This window comes from Ruegeria sp. HKCCD6604, assembly GCF_013110635.1.
Lineage (GTDB): Bacteria > Pseudomonadota > Alphaproteobacteria > Rhodobacterales > Rhodobacteraceae > Ruegeria.
The window spans coordinates 1-25,587 of the sequence record NZ_WVQW01000017.1 but is presented as its reverse complement, the minus strand read 5'-3'; the positions used below and the strand labels follow the sequence as shown (position 1 = coordinate 25,587).

Below are 25,587 nucleotides of genomic sequence, written 5' to 3'. Positions count from 1 at the left end.
TATGTTTGGCAGGCTTAGGGATTGGAGGCGCGTGGCGACACGCTATGACCGTTGTTCCAAGGTCTTCCTATCAGCCATCGCACTCGTAGCAAACTTAATTTACTGGTTATGAATCCTGACCCCAAGTCGTTTTACGATTGTTGCCATTGCCCAAATCTCCTGTGTTGGAGATATCTTTTCCGTTCAAGTGCAGCGGAGGCGTAGCGGACAAAGTTTCATGCGCAGCATAGCAAGAGGTGCTAGTCGCGTAAGACCTTGATACACTGCGGGGAAAGGATGGTGGGTGATGAGAGACTCGAACTCCCATGGCTTCACCATAAGGCCCTTTTTTTATGGCGCTTCACCGCCGCTACCTTGAGCTTGATGTACTCCTCTAATGTACCCCCGGTCAACCCCCGTCAGGAACAGGTTCCGCTTCATCAACTTCATCAAGGTTATCTTGGCGAAGTCTCGGTGCAGGTCGTTGCCAAGCTTTTAAGTCCGCACCAACCCTCCCGTAAAAGTCCGGTACAATAGCTTCCAAATCGACGATAAAGTTTTGTTGCTGTGTGAACCGCGCACCTAGACTTCGACTGATAAACACATGAAAGCCATGCGCTACCAAATGCTGCTTACCTTCTTCGCAGATTTCAGGGCTTTCCTTCAAGTCAGAGACCAAGTGCTGTGTTGGTTCGCTTTTTCCGGGCCAGAGCAATCGTATGTAGAGGTCTTCTATCTGATCGGTCTTTATTTGACGAAGCAACCAGTTCAGCCGCGCCTTTGTTGTCTTTTTGTCTTCGGGTGCGCGGAGCGTCATACCAACGCTTACGGCTTTGATCCTTAGGTCCGCGACGATTTCAACAGGCGCAGCCGCGTCAGGCACGGCCAAGACCGACTGCAGTTTATTAGCTTCCTTTAATTCGGCGTATTCGTCTTTTTGGCGTTGGGCAGGATCACCTTGATGTTTGCGCGGCAGCTTCTCTGAAACAGTGGTTCCAGTCTTCCTGCTGAGGATTAGAGAAAGATCACGGGTTTCCTGATGCCAAGCATCAATGACCGCGTTCGCCTCGACAGACTTCGCAGGGATTACCCCCGCATTTGAGATTAACTTGTTCAGATCGGACCATTCTTTTGGCATCCGATCAAATCCCCGCACACCGGCGCTCTCGTGGCTAAGGAAGCGGTGTAATTCGTTCAGCAGAAATCGCTGGTCTGGGTCAGAGACTTCACCAGTGCTGAGCAACAGGTCAGCTGTGGTAAGAACATGCATCCATGACCAATGGTAGACCGGAATTCTGGACCGGCTTTTTCGTACTTCATCCAGCGGATGGGCTTCAGGGGAGGTCGCGAACTGATTGGAGATCGTGATCACACAGTCCAAGTTATTATCTTTGGCTATTGCGCGGTAGCGTTCTATTTGATCGGCTTGCAGTTCTGCAGTTCCTACCTTTGCTTCAACCAACGCTTTCCATTGGCGCGACCCGACTGTGACGACTATCAAACCGTCAGGGCGGTCGCCGCCTTTTGCCGACTGGTTTTTGAACACAACCTCTGTGTATGTCGTGAGTTTAGCTCTCGTCCCGAGCCGCTGGCCAACGCCGCCAAGTAGCTTTGCGCCGAACTCGTTAACGAATGTGAGGCAGGCCAATACAATCGCTGTCGTTCGGCCCTCTTTGGAGGTCGTGGCTAAGACGGGGAACAAACGGGCTTGTTCACCTTGGATGACGTTTTCTGGTAACTCGGTCGATTTCATGAGTGCTGCCTGCATAATTATCTGATATTGAACTGCTTCTGTAGAAACTCTAGATCAATCATTGCGTGTAATTTGCTGCACTGCAACTGTTCTGTTTGTGGTGCCTGTAGGGTGCGAGTGAGGCGCGTCGAATACTTCAGAGTAACAACTGGGAGAATAATATTGCCAAAGCGACAGCCGTTCGGCGCATTGATCGCGAACTGGACACCTGAAGAGCGCATTGATCGGGCAAAGGTGATAATTGAGCGGCTCTTTTACGGATTGGATGATGCCCTTCAGCGCCATGAGAACAACGAATACGTCCAGTTTAGGGACGAGTTCATATCCAAAATACCCAAGTCTCGTGGTGCAAATGCGTTTGTCGTTCTTCAGCAAGACTTGGCTTCATATGAAGTTATCAGATTACTTGCCCTCTGGGATCGAGAAGCGGACAACGCTCTGTCCATTCCGACAGCTATTGCGTTGATCAACGACGATGCAGTGATCGCTTCACTTGAAGGTTCGGTGTTAGAGCATCACAAGAATAGCCGCCCGCACGTGGTGTCACCACCAGATGACCCGGAGGATGCGGCATTCTTGGCTCAGCAGATTAAGCGTATGCAGGAGGAGTTCGGGGAGGAGCGCAGCAAGAAGAACACGGAGTATTGCCGCCAGGCAATTAAGGCAGCTGCTGGTCTCATAAACGATGAGGTTAAACTGAAGCTTCAGAACCTCCGCGATCATCGCGCCCATTCCCTTGACTTTACCTACAGAGAACGAAAGGGGCCAATTGGGAAGCCACTGTTCAAGGACGTGGCGTTTTTGCTGGACAGGTCCACAGAGATCGTTGAACTGCTCTACTCATCAGTTAATGGAGTCAGCTATAGTTTGGCAGAAGACACGCGTGACCTTTGTAGGGAGAGGTCAAAGGAGTTCTGGGAAGCCATACGGTTCGATACAAATAAGACGGAGCGGGCCGAGAATGCTTGAGCTAACCAAGTATCTTTCTATCTATGCAGCCGTACTATCAACCATTGTTTTCCTGTGGAATGTACGACAGGCGAGGTCCACTTTCCGTGTGCGTCTAGCGTTTGCGTTCGATCATTTCGAAGGTGAAACTGTTCCGGGTCTACTGGTGGATATTCAAAACCCCTCGTCACATGCAGTTCATTTGGTGGAGGTTTCTTTCCTGACGCGGTTTAAGTCAGGTACTCGCTTAAAAAGTAAACTGAGTTTCTTCCGCTCGCGTGATCCGCTTTCGCTTTCAAGCGGTATTGAGATGAGGCTTCCGCCAAGCTTGGTAGACAGCCGCTTTCCTGCTTCCGTTCCGCCCGGAGCCTCTCACACGATATTCGTACCATGCATCACAATTGAGAAGCATCTAGTCGGTCTAGATGACAGGAGAATTCAGGTGGCTATCCGCGATGCGCTTGGGCGCAGACGGTATTCGCCAAAGTATGTTTTCGCCGCCCAGACCAGCGACGAGGAAATGCAGGTCGCCGCTGCCTAAGCCCGCGCTGAATTCCAGAGATGTTCTGAGTTCGCAACTATTAGCCGTTTGGTGTGGTCATTGAGGTCTATGGCTCCACTCATAGGATTGCGACTGATGAGGCCTTCCCTCATAACGATTTTGAATATTGAGGAGTATTGAATGGTACAGCAGGGTTCGTTTTCCTTGACTGACAAGGAAACTGGGAGGGAGTATAAATTCTCTAATGCCGCGGAATTCCTAGAGTTTTCTCAGCAGCTACGTGAAGCCTGTGAATGGGTGCAAAAAGCGGGGCGAGAACAAAGCAGCCCTCGAATTCTTGCGCAGAAGCTTGGTGGTCATCTGGACAAACTTGAGAGCTTTGCGCGGCATGAGGCGTAGGCGCGTAGGCCCAAAACGGAGACACTTGATCTTGCGTTCCGCCAACACATCGTAGGTAACAATATCCCACTTCCTGAGTCGCCTATCTGTTTTCGATGAACGCTAAGTGGTTCCGGCTGTTTGTTCAGATCTCGATCACGTCACAAAAAAACCTTCGTTCAAAAAACCGAAGGCCTCTTGAGCGTCATACAATCACCTACTCGCAAGGGATAAAGCTCATAGGCTTTTGGGAGCCAATCGCTTGAACCCTTCACGTCTCAAACCTTCCTTCATTGCAAGGGTTCGAGCCGAAGCTAGTAAACCTATTGAGCGTCACAACTTTAGCGGGACTGCGTTGAAGCTTTACGATATTATTGCCTGGATTAGTCGAAGAAATCAGCTCTTTTCCTTCTGAGGTGAAAAAGTAGCTATTCAAAGCCTGTCCAGAAAGTTCCTCCCAGCTGTTTTCATTAGGAAGTACCGCGACAACTCTTCCGCTCCAGAAAGCAAATACCTCATTCAATTGCTGCGCAAAGCACAACAGGCTCACCTCTCCATCGGTAGTAATGGAAGGTAGTGAGAAGAATTTACTTTTCACTCCCGCTATACCGCCGTGATCTACTTTCAATTCTTTTGTTCGAGAGGGAACCATTATGTAGTCACCAGTCGAAACACGAGAAACGGCTGAAATCTTTGCTCCACTTGAAGGCCAGTTGGTGAGGAGTAGATCGGCTTTTAGGTATGCTGCCGCGCCCATAACTCCGCTTTGAAACTCCTCTTCTGTTCGAAAGAGAGTGGTACCTTCCAAAGAGAACTTTCTAGTCGCGACATACTCCGAAAAAACCGCAAACAAGTCAGTCGTGGTAATCAACACGGTCACAAGAGCAGGTAGTGTAACCTTTCGGCTTAGCTCAAGTTTCGGAAGTGTTCGGACTTTGTTGCCGAGGGCTTTTACTGCCTGCAACATCAGTAGCTCCAATTACACGCCGACGCGAGTTTGGGTAAAACCTTGTCTATGCCGCGAATATCGAAGTTTAGATCAAAGTCTCGTTTTCCTTGTTCAGCCAGGTTGATAGCGACCCGCTTCTTTCCTGCCAGATTCTTGAGAAAATTCCCGGCCCAACCAGAAACGAAGACAGCTGACTTGCTTTGCGCTATTGGCCAAAACTCAACCTTTTTCGCGCCGTTTTCGACTTCCCAGACCACCATAGCAGCTTCACCACTCAATACCGGCTTCTCGCCAAAGTAGATAAAGGCTTCGGTTTTGTCGCCGCTACACCTGGCGCCCAAGTAAGGATACTCCCCGGTTCGATCCCACTTCTTGTCCGCTGGAATGCCCATCGCAAAGTAAGGATTTCCGTTCGGATCGGTTTTCGACTGCACTTCCCATTTACCTGTTATTTCTTCCCCTTCAGGGCCGACGTCAGGCAGTTCCGGCTCAAGAAACAGGAAGTCTGCGCAGACGCTCTCAAAAAAATCCAATGGAGCAGTTGCAGAACTAAAAACTAGCCTAAGGAACTTTTCATTCTCTGCATTCTTCGAACGTACGAGGCCAATATGACCTTGGTCCAGTTGACCACAATCATCAAAAGGCAGTCCTAAACCGCTCTTACTCGTTGTGAAGTGGTAAATTTTTGTCGTGTAGTCGAGATCGTCTGAACCAAATTTGTTCTCAGGCACAAAAGAGAGGTCAAGTTTTTCACCGTTGCTGAAAACCGCAAAATCCTCTCCGAGGATAACAGGACCAGCTGACTGCATGGCGCCGGAGTCGGCGGGCGCAAGGGATATCGCACCATTAGCACTACTCGCTACCGGAAGGCCGCTGATCGAAAGGGCAAGCAGAGTGATGCGCAATACCTTACAGGCTATATTCATAAGTTTTTCCCCTCGACACACTAGTGAGTCGGTACGCAACACGTTTTGTCAGTCGCCTCTTTTATGTGCTTCGGAGACTAAGTCCGAAACACGCATCACAACGCAGACCAGCAAGATGCCAGCGTGCTTCTGATTGTTAGCCACTACCTGTATGTTTTGTTGCCTAGCCGCTCATTTGTTTTCGTTCACACAAGAAGCTTGGCGAGCAGTGAAAGTCAACCCTAACATGTATGGCTTGAAACTGTTAACGTAAGGGAAACTTGGGAGATTAGAAGTTTGCAATTTTCTGAAATCAATCAGCTAATTTCCTAATGGTCGGAAATTACATTTAAGGTTTTATAGGTGTGGTAACCCCCAAAAGGCTATGGAAAGTAACTGTGAGACTCTACCATAGGCTGGATTTGACCCTCATTCTTCATTGTGAATCGTGGTGTGCTAGCCAGATTTATTTCCATTCGAAATAAGCGTGGATAATCCGTTTCGACCGGCGAGCCGTCACCTCATATCCCAATAATCAATTCCGTTATTGAGGATAGGCCCGACCTATTGGTGAGTCTCGAAAATGGACGTCCTTGTCTGTTCTAAACTGCGCGACATTAACCCATAGCGATTAAAACATCACGCCACTCCCAACCCCGGTCAATTCTCCCAGCCACACCCACGGCGCGGAGCTAGAGGGGGGGGGCGGTTTCTCGGACGTTCAATCGGCCAACCTGTGATCGGTCACCAAGCAACATCATGCCCAACTGAGATACGATCTTTTGTAGGTCGGGATTGGGGCGATTGAGTTGTAAACATCAGTCAACCCATCAATTCGATGATCCAGAGCTTGATACATGTTCCTCAACCGTGGTCGGAACTCATCGGGCAAAGTCAGTTTCGTATAGCCGCGCAAAAGGTGCCGCTGCAGCTCCAACACCTCAATTGTGACGAGCAACTCCAACAACTGCGGAAGAGTTTTGACAGTGTCCAACTCGAACCTTTTCTCGTCATCCACCAGCTCTACCGATTTCTCAATGTCGGTACAGACTTCGCCGATTGGGTGGTGAAAGTGTTCCCCCAGCGTGTAGAAGGTGAAGAACCTCTGCTGCCGGAAGCGCAGCAGGTCTACGGCCCAACTTGGCTTGAAGTCTCCCGTGGGCCTCGCGACCATGAAGGGTGTATTGAAGCCTTCGACATTAACGGCGTCAGCAGCCTCAACTATTCCCATCGCCTCCTGTAAGAAGCCACCAGCAGAAGCTGACAGAATAACGATGTCCTTGACGATCAGAGCCATCGCGCTGGGCATCCGTATCCAAGCAGTGGTGTCTGTTCCCACAAGGCCAATACCTTTACCCTTTGTCTGGTACTTGAACACTCGTACCAATCTATCCGAAGTCGCCAACCTTTCGTTGATAGAGAAGTTCGGTGTGATGTTATGTCCCGCCTTTCCGTGTGCCAACTGGAGACGCCAAAGACCAACTCGAATCTTGTCCATCCAGTCCAGCAACAACCTTGCGTCCGCTCCGAGCAGGTAGCCCTCCTCGAGCCTCTCGAACACCTCTTTGATTAGTTCTTCCAGCCGCCCGTAGTGCTGGTTGCAACTTGTGCATGATGGGAGTGTGAAGTTAGCCCACAGCAGGTTGCGATCCCCATCGGGTGTCCATACTTCGGCAGGCTTATTTTGATTTCCGGCAAGAGCTTGAAGCCATTTTGGGATAACGTGTTCAAGGTTCTTTCGGTCAGGCTTTTTCCCGCAGAAAACACATTGCCGCCAGTGGCGTTCTTCATTTTTCAATGTCTAACCCTCGCCAAGCCTTCCTCATATTCACTTCCCATTGGCAGTACCAACTACAAATCACCGAAGATAGAAATAGTTAAAGGCCCCATTTGGCTAATGCTACTTGTGCTGCAGCCGGGTCTTTTTTGATCCGCAGGACTGTTTGGCGAGTAAGCTCTGTTGCCTTTGCGATCTCTGAGGTCCCGGCGCCCCGAGTTAACATATCTGTAACGATCATCAGCTTGCGGCTGTCATAGCTGGGCTTTTTGCCTCTGTACTTGGCTTCGTTGTTCCTTGCAGCCTGTATGCCCGCCTTCTGAGCTTCTTTTGTTGCTTCCGCCTGAGCCTGAGCTGTCGCAGCCATAAAGGCTATCAGAGCGTCCCTCACGGCTTCTTGCATGGGGTCTGTTGTTGCCCCGTCAAACGTGAGGTTGTTGATCACCGTGCGCACGACTACTCCCTGCCTCATGAAGTGCCTGATCGTGTCGGTCACGTCTTGGTAGTTACGACCCAAGCGATCCACCCAGCGGACCACTAGCGTGTCGCCGTGGCGCAACTTATCGTACAACCGCTTCCCCTCAGGTCTTTCCTGCAGGGTTGTGCTAACGCCTGAAACCCCATGGTCGGATACCACCTCGTCGATCTCAAACCCAGCGGCCTCAGCTTGCGCCCGCTGATGGTCAAGCGTCTGGTCAGCAGTCGAAACTCGTGCGTACAGGATAGTCTTGCTCATGTAGTCCTCATGTCCGTTTAGGTGATGTACGCTGATAATAGTGTACGTTGATATAAGTCAACCCTTGCGGACAGGAATTTGCCGAGCCGTACTGGTGTACGTGGAGCTATACCCTTACGGACAAAAAATAAGTGCGTCCATACAAGGCCACCGGGGAGAGCAGCCGCCCTCCGCAGTGACGTTGCCAATCGGTTTACGCTACAGCTGCGCTGCAGCTTCGATTGTAAGCGTCGGACTGACCGAGTGATTGACGCGTTCGACACGCAAGTCGATCAGACAGTCCCAGTGATAGCCTGCTTCGACAATGTCGTGGATTTCGTTGAGTTCTTCCACCTCGTGTGTCTCCTCGACCGAACCAGCCTCTGAGCGATACTTGATGGTTGCTTGCCAGCGTTTCATGTTCATCTCCAATTCTTGATTGATGAGGGGACGCGCCCCAGCAGTCTAAGTATTCGATTGGGAAGGCGTGGCAATTGAATGCGCTTTACCAGCCCGTCGAAGACCCGGTATGGGGGTATTATCGATCCACACGATATATGGATGAGACACTCAGATTATTGCGACATTTTTTGCTTGGTTGACTAATGTCAGCTCTATAACTGATGGCGCTAGCGTCAATCTCGTCGTGGTGATCAAACTTTAAGCTGCCTTCAGCAAGTAAAGCACGAGCTTTGAGGCGGTCCTGTTTAGGTCTTTCCTCCACTACGAGGACGACCAAAGCTTCAGCAATAGCTTAAGCTATCTAAGCAAAATAGCTTCAGATGTATCCCCAGATGCCCCCCTTACCCCCCAAAGCTGAAAGCTGAAAGAACGGTAAGGGAGGTCTGGCGACTAACATCGAAGCTACAGCTTCAGATTGCAGTTGCCCCAGAGAGGCCCCCACAGAAACGATTATTCTGTAATGGTGGCACCTAAACCGAAGTAACCCGATGACGCGTTGAGAGACTCTGGAGCGCTCGCTAAAGGCTCTTGGCTATATACCCAGCTGAAGCGCACGAAAGGTCGCTCGGTGACTCACTCAGCGGCTCTAGCGGGGCAGGAATGAAGGAAGCTTACGCATCTCCGTCGCCAACCCTGGTAGCATTGCGTCGCTTTTCCCATACCCTTCAGCTGACCGCCCAGTTGATCGACCCGTGATGTATGTCTTCGCGCTATCCGAGATACCCGCCCTCATTGCCAAGTCCTCAAACAGATGCCTCCACCCATGGTTGGGTGCTAGGTCTTTTCTGGTAAGCCCAAGCTTGCCTCGTACCCACCCGGCTACGTTTCCTTGTGATCGCCGGGGGAACAATCGTTGATTGGGCTTGCTACTGTGCGCCTGCACGAACTGGATCAATCCCTCAGCTATGAGGTCAGGGTGTACGGGAACAGTCCTCTTGCTGTGCTGGTTCTTAAGTGTTTTCCCGCCCTTCGTCGTGATCCGATAGAACCAGTCATCAGCGGACTGGAAGAAGTCATCGGGCCTCAGCTGCGCAACCTCTTCAATCCTAGCGCCCGAGTAGGCGCACATCCACGGCAACCATCTAAGCTCCGGCTTCGTCTCGCGCCTCGCCCCTTCAAGGACCAGTTTCGCCTCACAGAACCGATACGTGCGATCCGCGCTGTTGACCCCCTGCCGCTGCGGTAGTGCAACAAGTTCCAAGGGGTTGCCGCTGGGGAAGAGGTTGCCAAGGGCATGACGCCGCGCCCACTCGACAACTGTTCTCAAATTCTGCAAGCGCTGGGCTATGGTTGAGTTTGACAGCTTTCCCTCATTCAGCATTGACCACTTCCAGTCGTCTGCCTGTTGCGCTGTCAAAGTGTCCACTCGTTTGCTCTTTCGGTGCTTCGCAAACTCGTCAGCGGCTCTTCGAAACTTTCGCTCTGCACTGGAGGACATGGGCTTTGCATCTCTGCCTGCGGATCGGCGACGTACTTCCTCGTCAATTACTTCGTCAAACGTAACTCCACCGCGCTCATCGTGAACACCCGGGTGTTGTTTGGGTTTTGGCTCGTAATTTGGGTACTTCTTGAGAGTATCTATTTCAGAGTAGTCACCCGTCGCCCTTGCAAAGCTCACCCGGCTGACATCCTCCATGGCCACAGCAATGCGTCGAATGAGACGGTTGCGAGACTCGTTGTCAACGATCAGACCTCGCCTAGCCAACTGAGCATCTGCTAACTCGCCAAATCGATGCTCCATGTCTGTAACCTTGGTCGAAGGTGTAGGGCCCGCCAAGGAATTGCTCTTGCCCTCCCTAGCGTTGGCATCCAGTTTTGCCACCTGCTTCCACACCTCAGGTGATCCGGGTTCTTCTTCAAGTACCTGAAGGAACGTTGCGACGACTTCGCCAGCTAACGCAACTGTGTCCTTATGACTTAGGCTAGTTGAGCCAGAGCGTAGTGTATCCCAGTAGGTCTCTAGCGCAGCATGTGCTGTTGCAAAGCGTTTCTTTGCTTCTGGCCAGTCTTTCGTCCTCAATGAAACTTTGGCGTGGGTCGTAAGCTTTACCCGACAGTCCCTATCGCCGACAGGTAGAACAACTGTGGTACCTGCAGCTTGGTTGACTACGTCTCTAGGGACATGGACACGTAAATAGTAAGTCGATCTGATCAGAACAGGCTTAGGCATTGCGAATCTCATCGTGTACCACCTCTATGTACTAGTTGAGGCAGCGCAAGGCCCTGAATATCAGGAACATTAGCGAGATCAATAAGTTGGGATGGTGGGTGATGAGAGACTCGAACTCCCGACATCTTCGGTGTAAACGAAGCGCTCTACCAACTGAGCTAATCACCCGTGATGCTGCATTTAGCCAAGCCTGCGAGCAGGTGCAAGAGGGTCTGGAAGATTTTCTTGCGTTCCGTCTTCGGCGGCCGTCCAACGGGGCATCTTGTCAGCCGTAGGCCGAACATGCGGGCGCTCGGGGTGCCTCTCGGGCCGGAAGGTGGGCAGCCCATTTTCGGACAGATCGATGGAAAACGCCTTGCTCAACGTACAACCCATCATGTGTAAATGGCCAAAGGCGCTTGCGCGCCACCGGTGGCGTCCGATATCCCCGGAGAGACTGAAGCAAACCGGTCGGGAGTGTACATGACCCTATCCTTCGCCCGCCGATTTTGGATGGTGGCATTGGTCCTTGGCATGACGGCGCTGGCCCCGATCCGGGCCGGTGCAGAAGGCATTCTGGTCTTTGCAGCGGCCAGCCTCAAGACTGCATTGGACGAAATCGTTGCCGGGTACGAAAACCAAACCGGTCAGAGCGTTTCCGTTTCCTATGCGGCGTCGTCGGTCCTGGCCCGGCAGATTCAGCAAGGCGCGCCTGCGGATTTGTTTGTCTCGGCCAATACGGATTGGATGGATGTGTTGGAGCAGGACGGATTGATCCGGGCAGACTCTCGGGTTGATCTGCTGGGCAACGGCCTGGTTCTGATCGGGGCTGAAGATCATGCGCAAGTGGGTGAAATCCAGCCCGGATATGACCTTAAGGCGGACTTGAAAGACGGCTATCTGGCCATGGCACTGGTCGACGCGGTGCCTGCCGGTATCTATGGCAAAGCTGCTTTGCAAAGTCTGAACCAGTGGGAGGCTGTGCGGTCTCAGGTGGCGCAGGCCGACAATGCGCGCGCTGCGCTGGCTCTGGTGGCGGCAGGGGCCGCGCCGCTTGGGATCGTGTACCAATCAGATGCCAGGGTGGAAGAAAGGGTCCGGGTCGTTGGGACGTTCCCTGCCGATCTGCATCCACCGATAATTTATCCCGCGGCACTGACCCTCGACGCAAAAGAAGGAGCACACGCCTTTCTTGAACGCCTGAAAACGGATGCAGCCACGGCTGTATTTCTGGAGCAGGGATTTACCCTGCCGGGCAGGTGATTGCATTGGATTGGTTGGGGCCTGCCGAAGTAGAAGCATTGAAGCTTTCATTGCGCGTGTCTTTCTGGGCGACGCTGGCGACTTTGCCGTTTGGTATACTTGTCGCTTATGCTCTGGCGCGTTGGCGGTTTCCCGGACGACAGGTTTTGAACGGTCTGGTGCATTTGCCTTTGATCCTGCCGCCGGTTGTCACCGGATACCTGCTGTTGCTCACTTTCGGCATTCAAGGTCCGCTGGGCCGGTTTCTGGCCGAGTTCGGGATCGTCGTGGCCTTTCGCTGGACAGGCGCGGCCCTTGCCGCCGGGATCATGGCCTTCCCTTTGATGGTCCGGGCGATACGTTTGTCGATCGAAGCGGTGGACCCGAAGCTGGAACAGGCAGGGGCAACTCTGGGCGCGTCGCGTCCGATGGTGTTTTGTACGGTGACCTTGCCGATGATTTTACCGGGTGTCATAGCCGGGGCTATTCTGGCCTTCGCCAAGGCCATGGGTGAATTCGGTGCAACGATAACCTTCGTGTCCAACATACCAGGTCAGACGCAGACGTTGCCTTCAGCTGTCTACGCCTTTTTGCAGGTCCCGGGCGGCGAGGCGGCCGCGACTCGGCTGGTTCTGATCTCGATCGTCGTCGCAATGAGCGCGTTATTGCTGTCGGAGTATGTGGGGCGGCGTGCTGCAGCTCGGGTGGCCGGATCATGAGCCTGTCTGTTCGGTTGCGCCACCAACTGCCGGGGATCGATCTGGACGTCAGTTTTGATGCGCCGCCGGGCGTGACGGTGCTGTTCGGGCGCTCGGGATCGGGCAAGACCACCATCGTCAATGCCGTGGCAGGGTTGTTGCGGCCCCAGGCAGGCCGGGTGGCGGTAGATGACTGGGTTCTGTTCGACACGGAACAGGGCCTGTGGCTGCCGCCGCATCGGCGCCGATTGGGGTATGTTTTTCAGGAAGGGCGGTTGTTCCCCCATCTGACCGTGCGCCAGAACCTTGCCTATGGGCGTTGGTTTGCGCCGAAAAACACACGTCGCGAAGACCCCGACAAAGTCATCGACATGCTGGGCATCGGCCATCTGTTGGACCGCAGACCTGCCGGGTTGTCAGGCGGTGAGAAACAGCGCGTCGCCATCGGGCGGGCCTTGTTGGCAAGCCCGCGATTGATCCTTGCAGATGAACCGCTGGCAGCACTGGATGATGGGCGAAAGGCGGAAATCCTGCCCTATTTCGAGCGTCTCAGGGACGAGGTCTCGGTTCCGATCCTCTATGTGACGCACTCTGCCGCTGAAGTGGCCCGGCTGGCTACATCCGTTGTTGCGTTGCAGGATGGCAAGGCCGTTCGCCACGGGCCCGCATCCGAAATGCTTGCCGACCCGTCAGTGGCTCCTGCGGGAATTCGCGCCGTCGGGGCCGTGTTGCAAGTTCAGGTTGCAAAGCATCATTCCGACGGGCTGACGGAGTTGAACGCCAATGGCGCGCGGCTCTTTCTGCCTCGTATCGCGCATGAGGTCGGGGCAAACTTGCGGATTCGGATACCCGCTCAGGAAGTGATCCTGTCGAACAACAAACCCGAAGGGCTTTCGGCACTGAACGTGCTGGCCGGGACCGTGGACACGATCCGGTCGGGCGAGGGGCCGGGTGCCATCGTGTCGGTAAAGACCCCGGCGGGCAATGTGCTTGCGCGGGTTACGCGTCGATCTGTTACGGCCCTAAACCTGAAACCAGGCAGCACATGTTATGCCGTGATCAAGACGGTTGCATTGGCCCCGCAGGATGTCGGCGGGCGCATTGGGGCCGGCAGCTAGTCGCAGGCAAGGGCGCGGGCTTCGTGTTCGCGCAGTATCAGGCGAGCCGCGCGCCCGAACCCGGTGTGACCCGAGGTCGGTCTGTCAGGGAATATCGAAGCCAGTTCGCGCAATGCCTCAGAGGACAGCGAATAAAGGGCCTCTTCCCCCAGAAACAGGCTTTCGGCTTGCGCGCCCTCGGCGTTCAGGATCTCATGCCGGTCCAGCAGGACGTGAAGATACTCGACCGTTTGAACCGATGTCTCGATGCCGATGCCGGGCCATCCGCACAGGTGTTTGGCGGCAACCAGGGCTTCGGATGCGCCGAAAAACAGCTCGACTTTCGGGCCTTTGACCAGGATCCTGTGCTGCTGCGACACCAGAAGGTCCCGTGAGGGTTCGTTCGGCCCCAGACTGCCCGCCGAGATACGAACGGGGCGCAAAGCAGGTTCATCGCATAATCGTTCGGGTGGAATCCTGCTGCTTTCGATCCAGCGGATAGGTTGCAGACCGTGATCGGCAGTGGCCACCATATGACCCGCGTCCAGCGTTTCGATCGCAAGCGGGCCGCTTTCAGTTTCGATCAGGGTTCCGGCCGCAAAACAGACGCCCTCGATCCGGATGACCACTTCCACCGGGTCCGGTGTGCCGGTGAATGGAAGGGTGAATGGGCCGGCTTGGGTTGTACCCGAGACGCTGATGAAGAAAGAATCGAAGACGACTTCTCCTTTGTCGAGACCATCGAAAAATGTCGGGTCGACGGTATAGGTCCACTCTCCCGTGTTCGGGTCGATCGAGGCGGTGCCGTTGGCGGGCTGTGCCGCAATCGTCCAGGTTTGCGTGACCGGATTGAAGTTTCCATTGTCCAGAGTGGGTTGCCCCGTCTCAACGTTGGGTGGAAAACCAGTCACATCCCCGGTCAGTTCGCCTGTGATCGGAACTGAAACCAATTAACCCTCGCCTTGCTGCAACACGCGTTCAAATTCCTTCTTGCGATACAGGCGCATGTGAACCTCGCCCGCTTCATCCCGCGTCCATTCGACAATGCGATTGCGTGTCATGTCACTGTCCATCCGGTTGGTGCGCACACGCGGGTGCGGGATTTCCTGCTTGAGGATATCAACAATTTGGCTGGTCTGTCCAAACGGAGCCACAAGATCAATGATCCAGAAGGATGATCCGCTGGTGAAATCCGTGTCGGAAAGGGGCTTTTCTTTCACCGCATAACGGAATTCGGCTTCGGGGCTGAGCCCGGCGAAGGTGACAAAACCACGGGGGAATCCGTGCTGTCGGAAGATATGGTACTGGCCCAGGCGAAACGGAGTTTCGAACGCGTACAAAACCTGTGCCAGACTGCGTTTCTGATGTGTTTTCGTCAAACCCGCCAGAAAGAACATAGCGCCCAGATCCGCGTATTTTTCCGGCGTGAAATCGAACCAGTCTTTTGGAAACGTCTTGCTCAAAGAGATGCCCAACAGTGTAACGGGAACCAAAAGTCTACAGCGAGTGTACTGCTTTCCTGCAATATGGGTAGAATAAATTCTTTGATGTGGTCAGTGTTGCCGGCTCGTTGGCCTGTCCTGCTTTACTCGCAGGTCGTCCCGACTATGCTATTGGTATCGGACCCTTGTTTCGGGATATCTGGATTATGCGTTCATTCAAGACTTTGGCTGCTGCCGTGCTTTTGTCGATACCTGCGATGGCCGAGGCTGTCGGGTTCGGCCTGTCCGTTCGGCCGCAATTTCGTACGGAAATCACGCCAATGCCGGACGGTGTCTACGAGGTCAAGGCCATCGGATCCTCAGCGCCCGTTAATTATTGGTGTGGAATTGGGGATTACGCGATCCGCAGTCTGGGCGTGCCAAACAACCAACGGATCTATATCTGGCGCGCCTATGAACCCGGCGTCCGGACCGTACAATTCTCGCTGACCCCGCCGCCGGGGGCGGATACCAAGCCGGGATATTCCATCACCGTGAGGAAAGTCGGGGCCAACATGTCGGCGTCGTCGGCGCAGAACTACTGCTATGACAACTTCATCATGGACACGTTCTGAGGGTCAGATCCATTTCGCCATTGGTGGCAGGCTCATCAGAACCGCGTCCGGATCATGTCCGGTTTCCAATCCGAACTTGGTGCCGCGGTCATAGACCAGATTGTATTCCGCATAAAGACCGCGATGCATCAGCTGGGTGTCTTTGTCGGCGTCCGAGAAACCCTGTACGCGCCGTTTTTCAACCAATGGCGCGAAAGCGGGCAGGAAAGCCCGACCGATATCCTGGGTCAGGGCGAAATCGGCCTGCCAGTCTCCGGTGCAATAATCATCCATGAAAATACCGCCCACGCCGCGTGCGCGTTTGCGGTGGGGAATATAGAAATATTCGTCCGCCCACTCTTTCAGGCGTGGATAATGCCCTGGTCCATGCGGGTCCAGATGAGCCTTTTGGGTATCATGGAAATGCGCCGTGTCGTCATCATATTCGATACAGGGGTTCAGATCCGATCCGCCGCCGAACCACCAGGCGTGCGGGGTCCAGAACATCCGAGTGTTCATATGCACCGCCGGGACATGCGGGTTCTGCATATGCGCCACGAGGCTGATCCCCGAGGCCCAGAAACGCGGGTCTTCGGTCATCCCGGGAAAGCCTTTGCGTGCTGCCATCGCCTGTTGTGCACGCTCGCCCAGGGTCCCGTAAACTGTCGAGACATTGACCCCGACCTTTTCAAACACTCGCCCGCCGCGCATCACGGACATCAGACCGCCCCCTGCGTCAGAGCCGTCCTCGGACTGGCGTTTGGTTTCCTTGACTTCAAAGCGGCCGGGCTTTGCGTCGGAAAACGGGCCGGTGTCGTGGCTGTCCTCCAATGCTTCGAATGCGGCAACGATGTTGTCGCGCAATTGGCGGAACCAGGCAGAGGCGGTGTTTTTTTCTGTTTCGAACATGGGTCTCAATGCGCAGGTGCGGCAACAGGGTCAAGCAATGTGCGGCCGCCATCGATTGTCAGGATCTGGCCGGTGATGAATCCGGCTGCATCCGATACCAGATACTGCGCGGTTTCCGTCAATTCAGTGGCCGACGCGATACGGGCAAGCGGTGTGTGCTTTTCGATATCGTCGCGGAATTCTCGGTTCTCTCTCAGCGTCGATTGCAGTGATGCACTCATGACCGAGCCGAGCGCAATCGAATTGACCCGGATGCGGTTCGGCGCCAACGCCACGGCCAGTGAACGTGTCATCTGGTCCAGCGCGGCGGTCGACACGGAATAGGCCATCAGGTCGGGATGCGTGCGGCGGGCCGCGATGGATGACAGGTTGATGATCGACCCGGCAGGATTTTCATCGTCATCCCCGGCCTGTTTGATCATACGCTTTGCGACCAACTGGCTGAGCCGCAGCGCAGGCATCAGGTTCTGATTCAGCAAGGTACGCATCGAGTCGTCATCGGGATCAAGCGGATCAGACTGGATCACCTGGCGCGCGCCGTTGATCAGAATATCCACCTGATCAAACGCATCCAGTGTTGCCGACAGCAAATTGGCAATGGTCAGCTTTTCGCGCAGGTCGCCTGCGAAATAACGAATATTGCCGTCTTCTGCCTGTTCCCCAAGCTCATCGATCAGACGTTTTTCATCTATATCGGCGAACATGACATTTGCGCCCGCGTCCGCGAAATGCCGACCTATGGCCAGCCCGATGCCATTGGCCCCGCCTGTAACGATTGCTGTCTTGCCTGCGATGGAAAAGGACATCCGAATCCTCCTGAATTGGGGGCAGGTTAGCTGGCCTTATCGCCGAGGGCGAGAGGCCTCAAACACCTTGAACCGGTTGTCGCCAGCGGCTTCATCGACCCGAGCGAAGTGTTCGTTCAGAGTGGTTTCATAGGGAAGGTGGCGATTGGCGACCATCCATAGGGTTCCGTTGCGCGTCAGATTGCGTGCCGCTGCAGTGATGAAGCCCTGCCCCAGCGTGGGGTCGGCACTGCGTGAGGTGTGAAACGGGGGGTTCATTACAACCGTGTCCAATGGCTCTGGCGCAGACCAGGTGACGGCGTCAGCCCAATAAAACCGGGCCTTGGGGTCAGAAGCGTTGATGCGCGCGCAGGCAAGGGCCGTGTGATCTGCTTCGACAAGATGCACGGATTTTAGGTTGCCGCGTTTCAAAAGTTCCGCGCTCAGATACCCCCACCCGGCACCCAGATCGGCCACGCGCGGCCCCAGCTTGGCAGGCAAGGCGTTCAGCAACATGGCCGAAGCGGGATCGATCCCATCCGCTGAAAACACACCCGGTGCCGTGTGGTACCCATCGACGATCTGCGTCTTTGGCGCAGCCCAATCTGCAAAGCTCTGCGGGTCAGCCTGAAACCAGAAGATTTTCCCGTGTGCCTTGGACAGAGGCCCTTCGACCGATACCCTTTTGCGAACATCTTTCAGAATGCTGTCCACGCCATCGGTCTTTGCGCCATCTATCACGACAACGCCGCGGGCTCGTGAGCTGGCCAGATGGATCATCGCCCGAGCCAGCGCCTTGGCCCGTGGCAAAAACACAATTGCATCCTCGCAGCGGTCGTCTGTCTCGGGCACCGTGTCAAAGCCCTGCGCGGCAAAATGGTCGTAAAAAGGTTTGAACGGCTGCACCACCTGCGCCGCATGGGGAAGCGCCGACAGATCATGGGCTGGAACAGGGCAGATCACGCTGAGGGGAGATGACAGCGACAGGCCGTTCTGCAATGCAAGTTCCAGGCGAAGGGACATGGGCAATTCCGGCAAATATGGGTGAGGGTCAGGCGAAAAGCCTTATTCTTCGCGTTCCATGGTGCATTGCAGCGGGTGCTGGTGCCTGCGGGCGAAATCCATAACCTGGCCAACTTTGGTCTCGGCAATTTCATGGCTGAAGACCCCGACGACGGCCACACCTTTTTTGTGCACGGTCAGCATGATCTCGAATGCTTCTGCATGGGTCATGCCGAAGAAACGTTCCAGAACATGAACCACGAATTCCATTGGCGTGTAATCGTCGTTCAGCAACAGCACCTTGTACAAAGGCGGACGCTTGGTTTTTGGGCGCGTCTGCACCAGAACGGACGCGTCGCTGTCGTCGTCCGGTTCGTCAGACATCATCCAGGTCTTTTCCAGCATCGTAGGCAACTGTCCGATTCAGTTTTGGGGTTTATCTTCGCGCTTATATAACGTGGGGATGGCCGGTGAAAAGAGCAAGCGGACGTAAACGAGATGACTGACAAGCTGACGACAATCGGTTTCGATGCGGATGATACCCTGTGGCACAATGAGCGTTTTTTTCAGCTGACGCAGGCGCATTTTGCCCAGTTGCTGGCCGATCATGCCGACCAGGATCATCTGATGGAGCGGCTTCTGGCAGCCGAAAAGCGCAACATTCGACACTATGGCTACGGCATCAAGGGCTTTGTTCTGTCGATGATCGAAACCGCTCTCGAGGTCACGGATGACCGTGTGCCGGCCTCGGTCATTCGCCAATTGATCGAAGCCGGGCAAGAGATGCTGGCCTATCCGATCGAGCTGTTGCCCCATGCCCGCGACGCGGTGGAAGGCATGACAGGCTTGTGCCGGGTTGTCTTGATTACCAAAGGGGACCTGATCGACCAGGAACGCAAACTGGCTCAGTCGGGTCTGGGCGATCTGTTCGACGCAGTGGAAATCGTGTCTGAAAAGACCCCCGAAACTTACCGGTCGATATTTGAGCGGCATGGTGATGGCCCGGCGCGCGCGATGATGGTTGGCAATTCCATGCGATCTGACGTTGTGGCTCCGATCCAGGCAGGAAGCTGGGGGGTTCATGTCCCGCACGGCCTTATCTGGGAGGTGGAGCATGCTGAAGCCCCGGTCGACAGTCCCCGATTCCGGGAGTTGAGGGATTTAGGCGGTCTGGCCGATCTGGTGCACAGCCTGAAGTGATGTTGCCTTTTGGCCGCAGTTCCACGAAAACCCTGCCGGGTGTTGACCAAGTTCTGCCTCAATCGCGCATCTGGTGGGCTCAGGGCAGTATTTGTCTAGATATAGCCTAGTTCGGGCAACCTAACGAAACCGCGAAATGCTCAGCTTTCGGTTTATTTCACCAAGTCTCTGTGATAGTGTTTACGATAATAAAATAATTTTTGCTGACCGGGAAAACCCGGCGGCGCGAGGCAGACAGAGGCAAAAATCGTGCAGATTCGGCGGACAGTTCCGGCCCGAATGGGCTTTTTTCTCATAATGTTGCTATGTGTGCTGGCGTTTGCGCCGCTCAGGTCCATGGCAGCACCTTACGCAGCGATGGTGATTGATGCCCGAACCGGAGAGGTGCTGCATTCGCGCAATGCTGACACAAGGCTTCACCCGGCATCGCTGACCAAGATGATGACGCTTTATATCGCGTTCGAAGCGGTGCGGAATGGTGAGATCACGCTGGATACCCCGGTTCGGATCACCAAAAAGGCGGCAGCCGAGCCACCGTCGAAGCTGGGCCTGCGCGCTGGTCAGACAATTGCTTTTCGCTATCTGATCCGCGCGGCTGCTGTGAAATCGGCGAATGATGCCGCCACGGCCATCGGTATTGCCATCAGCGGATCCGAGGCAGCTTTTGCGCGTCGTATGACGCGAACCGCCAAGGCGATGGGGATGAGCCGCACGACCTTCAAGAACGCCCATGGTTTGACCGAGGCGGGGCATCTTTCGACCGCACGTGACATGACCACGCTGGGTCGGCATCTGCTGTATGACTATCCGCAATACTACAACCTGTTCTCGCGTCAATCGACTTATGCAGGGATCAAAACCGTTCCCAACACCAACCGTCGCCTGTTGGCAGCCTACAAAGGTGCCGATGGCATCAAAACCGGGTACACCCGAGCGGCTGGGTTCAATCTTGTGGCATCGGCAAAACGCAAGAATGAACGCATCATCGCCACCGTCTTTGGCGGAAAATCTGGCGCCTCTCGGAATGCCAAGGTTGCCGAGCTTCTGGATTTGGGCTTTCGCCGTGCGCCGTCGCGTGCGCCCATTCGCAAACCTGCGCGACCGGCTTATGCAGGAAATACCGGATTGGGTGCCGGGACGCAGGTCGCCAGCGTAAGCGGGGCGCCAAAATCCAGTTTGCGCCCGGTTCGGCGCCCCTCCGCGTCAACGCAAGTCGCAAGCGCGGTTGCTGTGACAGCTGATGAGAATCGCGACCGCATCACCAGCGCGATCGCGGCTGCCATTGCAGAAGCTGATATCGCACCAACCGCACCGCCTGTAGAAACATCCGACACCCGTCCGGCATTGCGCCCCGAAAATCTGGTTCTGGCTTCGACGGATTCCACCAAACAGCCCGAGCCTGAACAGGAGGTTGTCACTCGGCTGTCTTCGTCAGGTGGGTATCTGTGGGGGGTCAATGTGGGGCGCTATACCACGCGGTATGAGGCCGAGAAGGTTCTGCTGAAAACCGCTTTGTCGGAAATGACCACGCTGGAAGGCACGCTGCGCAAGGTAAACCAAAGCGCGCGTGGGTTTGACGCAACCTTTCAGGGCATGACCCGCGAACAGGCGGATCTGGCCTGTCGCCGTTTGCAGGCCCGCAACGTCACATGTTTCATGATCGGGCCATCATAAGGTTCGGCATATTCTCTCCTGAATGGGTCTGGACTGCGGTACTCCGCAGCCCTTTTTTCAATCGAAAACATGGCCGTGCTGGTATTGTTCATCCTGTCCGGCGGCGGCTGTCAGGGCGGCGACATTGTCCTTGGTGAAGAACCCATCATATTTGTGGCACCGCTCGATATACTCGGTAATCAGCAGGGTATGCTTGGAGTGTTTCGAGAAGATCTGTTTCAGGTTCGGATCGTCTTTGCACTCACCCACCACATGGGCCAGAAACGGCACACCCTTGTCCTTCAGGGTGTTCACAACGAAATCGACGTTCTTTTCCCCGGCGCCGTGATCGCCATCCTGAATCTCGACGGCCATGTGATGCAGACGACGGCCAAAATTGCGCACGAAATCCTCGGTCGGCATCGGCAGTTTGGCGAAGGAGTTCACGAAGGATGGCGTGTTGTTTGCGGTGAATACCTTGGCCGGAGATTTTTTGTCATCGTCCACATTGCCGTTGCGGTTCACGTTGGTCGATGAGTTCATGTCGAATATGTTGTAAGCGCCCCAGAAATAATAGGGCACCATGGTCAGAAACTCGAGGATCGCATCCTCGCGCTCGCCCGCCAATACCCGCGTCGCAAGATGGTCGATTCCCAGCATCAGCGGGGCGATTTTGCTTTCGGTTCCGAAAGCGGCGGCCTGTTCCAGACGGGCCTGTTCCGTGTCGCTCAGCAACACGCGATCCCCAAGGCCCAGACTATCTGTGTCGTTGAAGTCGTGGGTCGAATACCCGACGCGGTTGCAGGTGAAATCGGACGGGGTGGTGAATCGGAACCCGTCCGATGTGTAGAACGGGTTCTCGGTATCTCCGGGATATTCGAACCGTATGTTCTGATCCTCGAGTGCATGGGTCAGCGCGTTTAGATCACAGGCTGCGAATACCTCGCCCACATAGCGCGTCTGCGGTGTGTTGCGCGCCAGTGGATACATGCGATTGATGCGGGGGATGAAATCTTCAAACCCGGGGCTGAGCGGCGCCATCAGGATCAGCGCGGGATAGTCGGTATGTGAATGCAGAACCGAGAATCTGTGGGTCCGTCCCAGATAGCTGGCGGTGTGCCGATAGGGTGTCATCACGTAAAGCTCGACCATCGTGTCGAACGCCGCGTCGGGTTCGACCTGAATGATGATGGCCCGCATCGCGCCGACCTGATCTGCAATGCCCGAGCTTGTCCGGCGTTCGTAAATCTTCGGAAGGTATTCATTGAAGAAATCCGAGTTCTTCTTGTCGCCCCGGGGCTGATAAGACATCAGATCAAATGACATTCCAAGACCTCCTTGCTCTTGCCCGCCATGGGTCAAGGCATTGTTTGAAATTGTAGTATTCAGAATATACGTTTGCCCGCCATGCTAGGCGCTGAGGCCTGTACGGGCAACAGTCGTGAATTTGGGTTGCCGACGTTAACCCATGATGTTCAGCGGGTGAATTTCGTGACCTCGACACCGCCCCCGATCAGGCTTTCGCGAACAGAACGGGCGATCTGCACCGCCGTTGGTCCGTCACCATGCAGGCAAATTGTGTCGATCGATGTTTCCAGCCGCTTGCCGCTTTCGGTGATGATCGCGCCTTCGCGGACCATGTTCAGGATGCGGGGTCCTGCGACATCCGCGTCATGGATCACCGCGCCGGGCAGGCTGCGGTCAACCAATGTTCCGTCGTCATTGTAGGCGCGGTCGGCAAAAATCTCGCCCACCCATTTGCAGCCCAGCTCGCGCACGGCGTCTTCCTGTTTCGTTACGGCAAGAACCATCACGATGATGTCGGGATCGACGTCCAGCGCGCCCTGATAGCAGGCCCGCGCCATATCGATATCGACCGAACACATATTGGCCAGTGCGCCGTGCAGCTTTAGATGGCGAACTCTGGTGCCAACCGCCTTGGCCATGCCCATGGCTGCGCCCAACTGATACCGCACCAGATTGCGAAGGGTGTCCTGAGACAGCTTCATGTTCCGGCGGCCAAAGCCTTGCAGGTCGGGAAACCCGGGATGCGCCCCGATGCCGACATCATTCTCGGCTGCCAGCTTCATTGTCGACGCCATTACATCCGGATCACCCGCATGAAAGCCGCAGGCAATGTTGGCCGAGGTGATGATCTTCAGAAGGCTTTCGTCGTCACCCATTTTCCACGGGCCAAAGCTTTCCCCCATATCGGCATTCAGATCGACGCTTGGCATCGGCACATCTCCTTAGTCGGTGGCAGAGATCACTCCGCTGATCAATTGGTAGGACAGCAAGTCCGGGATGTCATGCGGGTTACGCACCAACGCTTCGACTTTTGAGGGCAGGCGGGCAAGATCCGCCATGAATGCCGCGTGCAATTCGGTGGCTTGCTCCATGCTGACAAATTCGAACGTGATCGCTCCGCCGGCGGGTGTCTGCGCTGCGCGGGGCATGTCGCAGGGCAAAACGGTCGCGATGCGGGGATACCCTCCTGTGGTCTGGCATTCAGGCAGCAGGATGAACGGATCTCCGGTTCCGGTCATCTGGATGTCGCCCGGGGTAATAACCTCGGACAAGATGTTCAGTTGGCCAGTGGCCGCAAACCCGTCGCCGTCACTGTTCACTTGCATCCCCATCCGGTTGGCGCGTGCGCCACGATGGAATGAGGTGCGCGCAAACCGATCAAGCGTTGCGTCATCAAACAAGGACGTCTGGAAGCTGGCGACGACACGCAGAACGCCGCCCGAGAAGCGTTCGGAAGGGGGCAGTTTCAAACCAGCGTCGCCTGCATCCGCGCCACAGGTCAGCCGGTCGCCCGGCTTCACAGCTCTCCCGATCCGTGCCGTCAGGTGCGCGGATCGAGATCCCAGAAAAACCTCTGAATCGATACCGCCTCCCAAATGAAGATAGCCGTAATTGCCTTGCAGAAGCGCACCGATGACCAGCCGTTGTCCGGGTTCGAGGTGATGCGAGGCATTCCAGGCCACGGGGCTGCCATCAATGCTGGCCTGCATCCGCGCACCGGTCAATGCGATGCGCATGCTCTGTGTGGCCTCGAACGTGCCACCCATTCCGGCCATTTCCAGTGCCGCAAGCTCCGGGCTCTGGCCGAGCAATGCGGCGCCTTCATGAAGGGCCAGTGTATCGACGGCCCCAGACCGGGAAAGGCCTTGGTCCAGATAACCTGTGCGCCCCTGATCCTGGATGGCGCAAGCCGGGCCGATCTGGTGGACGATCAGGCTCATGGCGCAATCTCCTCGCAGGTTGCTCCGCCGGTGCCATCTTCGTTTTTGGCTCTGATATGTTCCAGGTCTTCGCGGGAAACGGGTTCGAATATCAGTTCATCCCCAGGCTTGAGGGCGAATGCCTCGGTCGTCTCGGGCCGGAAACACCGAAATGCCGTTTGCCCGACATGCCGCCACCCGGTTGGCGTCGGCCCGGAAAACAGGACAAACTGCGATATTGCAAGAACCAGAGCGCCTTCGGGGACCATGGGGGTCAGGTTTTGCAGCCGCGGAATGTTGAACTCGGGGGGCAATGGCCCAAGGTAGGGTTGCCCGGGGGCGAACCCTATCGTCAAAACCCGCACGCGGGACTGGCCAAGCCGCCGTATCGCTTCTTCCGGCGCGAGACCGGCAGCAGCAGCGGCATCGTCCAGCTGGGGCGCAAGGTCAGTGCCATAGACCGTCGGAATTCGCCACAGCCTGCGGCCTGTTGGAAGTGGTGTGCTGTACCAGTCCTTTTGGTCGACGAGGTCCTGAAGCTTGTGCAGCATCTGTTGGTGGGTGGTCCGTTGCGTATCGAACCGGACATATGCCGAGGCCAGCGTGGCAGAAGACTCCGTGACCTCTTCCCATTGAAGCCGATCCAGTTCAGATCGAAAGGCCAGCGCCGCTCGGTTCGCTGTCTCAGACATCGTGTCCGCAAATGTGACAAGCGCACCGTCAAATCCGACGGTTCTGACCAGTGGGAACGTAAGGTGACGCGTCATACCTGTCTCGCTGAAGAAGCCGAAAACGAATGTCCTAGACCAGAACCCATCCCGGTGGGATGTTCAAGATAGGTGTTCAGAATGTTGGCGCGCTCAAGGTGGGGTTGGACTCATGTGGGTCGCCCCGGCATGATGCGGTTCGAAATCTGGCCTTTGAGGTTTTCAATGCAGATTCTGGCAGAGTCCCGAGTCGATTCACGGACTTGAGTCGCGCGGCCTTGTGTTCAGTGTTGCTCGATTCCCTATATATAGTAGTGCCATCTTGCGTCTTCTCGGTTGTGTCGTGGCCATCCGATGGAGAGAGCCCCGACAGACACAGGAAGGGTAAGCTTTCCAGTCTTGTAATATATTGGTTTTATTTGATTAAATTGAAATTTTCAAAAAAATGCTCTGCGACGTCATTTTCTGCTTGCGGGATTTGTTTGTTATACTTAGAACCCCCTTCACCGGCGCTG

The 25,587-nt window shown here is 55.2% G+C and carries 26 protein-coding genes, 1 tRNA gene and 1 pseudogene; 10 read left to right on the top strand and 18 right to left on the bottom strand.

From position 1 onward, the window contains the following. A pseudogene (locus GS614_RS21485) lies at positions 1 to 112 on the top strand (IS5/IS1182 family transposase); the annotation flags it as partial. A gap of 276 nt (positions 113 to 388) precedes the next feature. Here GS614_RS21485 and GS614_RS21480 read toward each other — a convergent pair. Continuing rightward, positions 389 to 1,732, bottom strand: coding sequence for a hypothetical protein (locus GS614_RS21480; protein ID WP_171727288.1), 1,344 nt, complete (start codon positions 1,730 to 1,732; stop codon positions 389 to 391). A gap of 162 nt (positions 1,733 to 1,894) precedes the next feature. Between GS614_RS21480 and GS614_RS21475 the strand changes: the two genes are divergently transcribed. The 3 genes from GS614_RS21475 (at position 1,895) to GS614_RS21465 (ending at position 3,581) form a co-directional block, all read left to right on the top strand. Further along, the gene (locus tag GS614_RS21475) at positions 1,895 to 2,701 is read left to right on the top strand and encodes a hypothetical protein (protein ID WP_171727287.1); all 807 of its coding nucleotides are present in this window, start codon (positions 1,895 to 1,897) and stop codon (positions 2,699 to 2,701) included. After that, positions 2,694 to 3,221, top strand: coding sequence for a hypothetical protein (locus GS614_RS21470; RefSeq protein WP_171727286.1), 528 nt, complete (start codon positions 2,694 to 2,696; stop codon positions 3,219 to 3,221). Before GS614_RS21475 ends, GS614_RS21470 begins: the two co-directional genes overlap by 8 nt. Positions 3,222 to 3,362: 141 nt before the next feature. After that, positions 3,363 to 3,581: a hypothetical protein gene (locus GS614_RS21465; protein ID WP_171727285.1), complete on the top strand. Its 219-nt coding sequence runs from the start codon at positions 3,363 to 3,365 to the stop codon at positions 3,579 to 3,581. Positions 3,582 to 3,831: 250 nt separating this feature from the next. On the opposite strand, the gene GS614_RS21460 is transcribed toward GS614_RS21465, so the two are convergent. The 7 genes from GS614_RS21460 to GS614_RS21430 form a co-directional block, all read right to left on the bottom strand. After that, a complete protein-coding gene (locus GS614_RS21460) occupies positions 3,832 to 4,527 on the bottom strand; it encodes a hypothetical protein (RefSeq protein WP_171727284.1) in 696 nt (231 codons plus the stop codon). Further along, entirely contained in the window at positions 4,527 to 5,435 is a 909-nt protein-coding gene (locus GS614_RS21455) for a hypothetical protein (RefSeq protein ID WP_171727283.1), read from the bottom strand. The genes GS614_RS21460 and GS614_RS21455 overlap by 1 nt, the downstream gene beginning before the upstream one ends. A 736-nt stretch (positions 5,436 to 6,171) precedes the next feature. After that, positions 6,172 to 7,212 carry a hypothetical protein gene (locus GS614_RS21450; RefSeq protein WP_171727282.1) on the bottom strand — a complete coding sequence of 347 codons (1,041 nt, stop codon included), beginning with the start codon at positions 7,210 to 7,212 and terminating at the stop codon, positions 6,172 to 6,174. A 79-nt stretch (positions 7,213 to 7,291) separates the two neighbouring features. Further along, on the bottom strand, positions 7,292 to 7,927 hold the full coding sequence (locus GS614_RS21445) for a recombinase family protein (protein WP_171727281.1): 636 nt from the start codon (positions 7,925 to 7,927) through the stop codon (positions 7,292 to 7,294). Positions 7,928 to 8,125: 198 nt separating this feature from the next. Next, positions 8,126 to 8,326 (bottom strand): hypothetical protein, encoded by a 201-nt coding sequence (locus tag GS614_RS21440; RefSeq protein ID WP_171727280.1) that lies wholly within the window; start codon positions 8,324 to 8,326, stop codon positions 8,126 to 8,128. 628 nt (positions 8,327 to 8,954) lie between these two features. Then, the gene (locus tag GS614_RS21435; RefSeq protein ID WP_216601244.1) at positions 8,955 to 10,538 is read right to left on the bottom strand and encodes a DUF6538 domain-containing protein; all 1,584 of its coding nucleotides are present in this window, start codon (positions 10,536 to 10,538) and stop codon (positions 8,955 to 8,957) included. Between the two features lie 92 nt (positions 10,539 to 10,630). Then, positions 10,631 to 10,706, bottom strand: a tRNA-Val gene (locus GS614_RS21430). Between the two features lie 294 nt (positions 10,707 to 11,000). Here GS614_RS21430 and modA point away from each other — a divergent pair. The 3 genes from modA to modC are packed head-to-tail and all read left to right on the top strand — an operon-like array spanning position 11,001 to position 13,575. Continuing rightward, the gene (gene modA, locus GS614_RS21425) at positions 11,001 to 11,780 is read left to right on the top strand and encodes a molybdate ABC transporter substrate-binding protein (protein WP_253285499.1); all 780 of its coding nucleotides are present in this window, start codon (positions 11,001 to 11,003) and stop codon (positions 11,778 to 11,780) included. Positions 11,781 to 11,785: 5 nt separating this feature from the next. After that, a complete protein-coding gene (gene modB / locus GS614_RS21420) occupies positions 11,786 to 12,478 on the top strand; it encodes a molybdate ABC transporter permease subunit (RefSeq protein WP_171727289.1) in 693 nt (230 codons plus the stop codon). Continuing rightward, a complete protein-coding gene (modC, locus tag GS614_RS21415; protein ID WP_171727278.1) occupies positions 12,475 to 13,575 on the top strand; it encodes a molybdenum ABC transporter ATP-binding protein in 1,101 nt (366 codons plus the stop codon). The genes modB and modC overlap by 4 nt, the downstream gene beginning before the upstream one ends. On the opposite strand, the gene GS614_RS21410 is transcribed toward modC, so the two are convergent. Beyond that, positions 13,572 to 14,504 (bottom strand): Hint domain-containing protein, encoded by a 933-nt coding sequence (locus tag GS614_RS21410; RefSeq protein WP_171121005.1) that lies wholly within the window; start codon positions 14,502 to 14,504, stop codon positions 13,572 to 13,574. The genes modC and GS614_RS21410 overlap by 4 nt on opposite strands. Beyond that, positions 14,505 to 15,017 carry a toxin-activating lysine-acyltransferase gene (locus GS614_RS21405; RefSeq protein WP_171172747.1) on the bottom strand — a complete coding sequence of 171 codons (513 nt, stop codon included), beginning with the start codon at positions 15,015 to 15,017 and terminating at the stop codon, positions 14,505 to 14,507. Between the two features lie 185 nt (positions 15,018 to 15,202). Here GS614_RS21405 and GS614_RS21400 point away from each other — a divergent pair, with 185 nt between their 5' ends. Next, positions 15,203 to 15,610 carry a hypothetical protein gene (locus GS614_RS21400; protein ID WP_152456982.1) on the top strand — a complete coding sequence of 136 codons (408 nt, stop codon included), beginning with the start codon at positions 15,203 to 15,205 and terminating at the stop codon, positions 15,608 to 15,610. Between the two features lie 3 nt (positions 15,611 to 15,613). Here GS614_RS21400 and hemF read toward each other — a convergent pair whose 3' ends face one another. The 4 genes from hemF to clpS are packed head-to-tail and all read right to left on the bottom strand — an operon-like array spanning position 15,614 to position 18,690. Further along, entirely contained in the window at positions 15,614 to 16,498 is an 885-nt protein-coding gene (gene hemF, locus GS614_RS21395) for an oxygen-dependent coproporphyrinogen oxidase (protein WP_171727277.1), read from the bottom strand. A gap of 5 nt (positions 16,499 to 16,503) precedes the next feature. Continuing rightward, the gene (locus GS614_RS21390) at positions 16,504 to 17,304 is read right to left on the bottom strand and encodes an SDR family NAD(P)-dependent oxidoreductase (RefSeq protein ID WP_171727276.1); all 801 of its coding nucleotides are present in this window, start codon (positions 17,302 to 17,304) and stop codon (positions 16,504 to 16,506) included. A gap of 36 nt (positions 17,305 to 17,340) precedes the next feature. Continuing rightward, positions 17,341 to 18,306 carry a class I SAM-dependent methyltransferase gene (locus tag GS614_RS21385; protein WP_171207138.1) on the bottom strand — a complete coding sequence of 322 codons (966 nt, stop codon included), beginning with the start codon at positions 18,304 to 18,306 and terminating at the stop codon, positions 17,341 to 17,343. A 42-nt stretch (positions 18,307 to 18,348) separates the two neighbouring features. Beyond that, positions 18,349 to 18,690, bottom strand: coding sequence for an ATP-dependent Clp protease adapter ClpS (gene clpS, locus GS614_RS21380; protein ID WP_152456986.1), 342 nt, complete (start codon positions 18,688 to 18,690; stop codon positions 18,349 to 18,351). A gap of 93 nt (positions 18,691 to 18,783) precedes the next feature. On the opposite strand from clpS, the gene GS614_RS21375 reads away from it, so the two are divergent. Continuing rightward, positions 18,784 to 19,485 carry an HAD family hydrolase gene (locus GS614_RS21375; RefSeq protein WP_171172743.1) on the top strand — a complete coding sequence of 234 codons (702 nt, stop codon included), beginning with the start codon at positions 18,784 to 18,786 and terminating at the stop codon, positions 19,483 to 19,485. A 279-nt stretch (positions 19,486 to 19,764) separates the two neighbouring features. Then, positions 19,765 to 21,159, top strand: a complete 1,395-nt coding sequence (locus GS614_RS21370) for a D-alanyl-D-alanine carboxypeptidase family protein (protein ID WP_171727275.1) — start codon at positions 19,765 to 19,767, stop codon at positions 21,157 to 21,159. 57 nt (positions 21,160 to 21,216) lie between these two features. On the opposite strand, the gene GS614_RS21365 is transcribed toward GS614_RS21370, so the two are convergent. The 4 genes from GS614_RS21365 to GS614_RS21350 form a co-directional block, all read right to left on the bottom strand. Further along, the gene (locus GS614_RS21365; RefSeq protein ID WP_171727274.1) at positions 21,217 to 22,464 is read right to left on the bottom strand and encodes a hypothetical protein; all 1,248 of its coding nucleotides are present in this window, start codon (positions 22,462 to 22,464) and stop codon (positions 21,217 to 21,219) included. A gap of 149 nt (positions 22,465 to 22,613) precedes the next feature. Further along, positions 22,614 to 23,375 carry a LamB/YcsF family protein gene (locus tag GS614_RS21360; protein ID WP_171364734.1) on the bottom strand — a complete coding sequence of 254 codons (762 nt, stop codon included), beginning with the start codon at positions 23,373 to 23,375 and terminating at the stop codon, positions 22,614 to 22,616. Positions 23,376 to 23,387: 12 nt separating this feature from the next. Further along, positions 23,388 to 24,386 (bottom strand): biotin-dependent carboxyltransferase family protein, encoded by a 999-nt coding sequence (locus GS614_RS21355; protein WP_171207142.1) that lies wholly within the window; start codon positions 24,384 to 24,386, stop codon positions 23,388 to 23,390. Beyond that, positions 24,383 to 25,132 carry an allophanate hydrolase subunit 1 gene (locus tag GS614_RS21350; protein ID WP_171207143.1) on the bottom strand — a complete coding sequence of 250 codons (750 nt, stop codon included), beginning with the start codon at positions 25,130 to 25,132 and terminating at the stop codon, positions 24,383 to 24,385. Before GS614_RS21350 ends, GS614_RS21355 begins: the two co-directional genes overlap by 4 nt. Between the last annotated feature and the right edge of the window lie 455 nt (positions 25,133 to 25,587).

Coding starts and splice junctions, on each gene's coding strand:
- hemF (WP_171727277.1), bottom strand. CDS start 16,498: ATGTTCGAAACAGAAAAAAACACCGCCTCTGCCTGGTTCCGCCAATTG.
- GS614_RS21370 (WP_171727275.1), top strand. CDS start 19,765: ATGGGCTTTTTTCTCATAATGTTGCTATGTGTGCTGGCGTTTGCGCCG.
- modA (WP_253285499.1), top strand. CDS start 11,001: ATGACCCTATCCTTCGCCCGCCGATTTTGGATGGTGGCATTGGTCCTT.
- GS614_RS21355 (WP_171207142.1), bottom strand. CDS start 24,386: ATGAGCCTGATCGTCCACCAGATCGGCCCGGCTTGCGCCATCCAGGAT.
- GS614_RS21360 (WP_171364734.1), bottom strand. CDS start 23,375: ATGCCAAGCGTCGATCTGAATGCCGATATGGGGGAAAGCTTTGGCCCG.
- GS614_RS21400 (WP_152456982.1), top strand. CDS start 15,203: ATGCGTTCATTCAAGACTTTGGCTGCTGCCGTGCTTTTGTCGATACCT.
- clpS (WP_152456986.1), bottom strand. CDS start 18,690: ATGCTGGAAAAGACCTGGATGATGTCTGACGAACCGGACGACGACAGC.
- GS614_RS21385 (WP_171207138.1), bottom strand. CDS start 18,306: ATGTCCCTTCGCCTGGAACTTGCATTGCAGAACGGCCTGTCGCTGTCA.
- GS614_RS21445 (WP_171727281.1), bottom strand. CDS start 7,927: ATGAGCAAGACTATCCTGTACGCACGAGTTTCGACTGCTGACCAGACG.
- GS614_RS21365 (WP_171727274.1), bottom strand. CDS start 22,464: ATGTCATTTGATCTGATGTCTTATCAGCCCCGGGGCGACAAGAAGAAC.
- GS614_RS21465 (WP_171727285.1), top strand. CDS start 3,363: ATGGTACAGCAGGGTTCGTTTTCCTTGACTGACAAGGAAACTGGGAGG.
- GS614_RS21375 (WP_171172743.1), top strand. CDS start 18,784: ATGACTGACAAGCTGACGACAATCGGTTTCGATGCGGATGATACCCTG.
- modC (WP_171727278.1), top strand. CDS start 12,475: ATGAGCCTGTCTGTTCGGTTGCGCCACCAACTGCCGGGGATCGATCTG.
- GS614_RS21435 (WP_216601244.1), bottom strand. CDS start 10,538: ATGCCTAAGCCTGTTCTGATCAGATCGACTTACTATTTACGTGTCCAT.
- GS614_RS21390 (WP_171727276.1), bottom strand. CDS start 17,304: ATGTCCTTTTCCATCGCAGGCAAGACAGCAATCGTTACAGGCGGGGCC.
- GS614_RS21455 (WP_171727283.1), bottom strand. CDS start 5,435: ATGAATATAGCCTGTAAGGTATTGCGCATCACTCTGCTTGCCCTTTCG.
- GS614_RS21470 (WP_171727286.1), top strand. CDS start 2,694: ATGCTTGAGCTAACCAAGTATCTTTCTATCTATGCAGCCGTACTATCA.
- GS614_RS21350 (WP_171207143.1), bottom strand. CDS start 25,132: ATGACGCGTCACCTTACGTTCCCACTGGTCAGAACCGTCGGATTTGAC.
- GS614_RS21480 (WP_171727288.1), bottom strand. CDS start 1,732: ATGAAATCGACCGAGTTACCAGAAAACGTCATCCAAGGTGAACAAGCC.
- GS614_RS21460 (WP_171727284.1), bottom strand. CDS start 4,527: ATGTTGCAGGCAGTAAAAGCCCTCGGCAACAAAGTCCGAACACTTCCG.
- GS614_RS21440 (WP_171727280.1), bottom strand. CDS start 8,326: ATGAAACGCTGGCAAGCAACCATCAAGTATCGCTCAGAGGCTGGTTCG.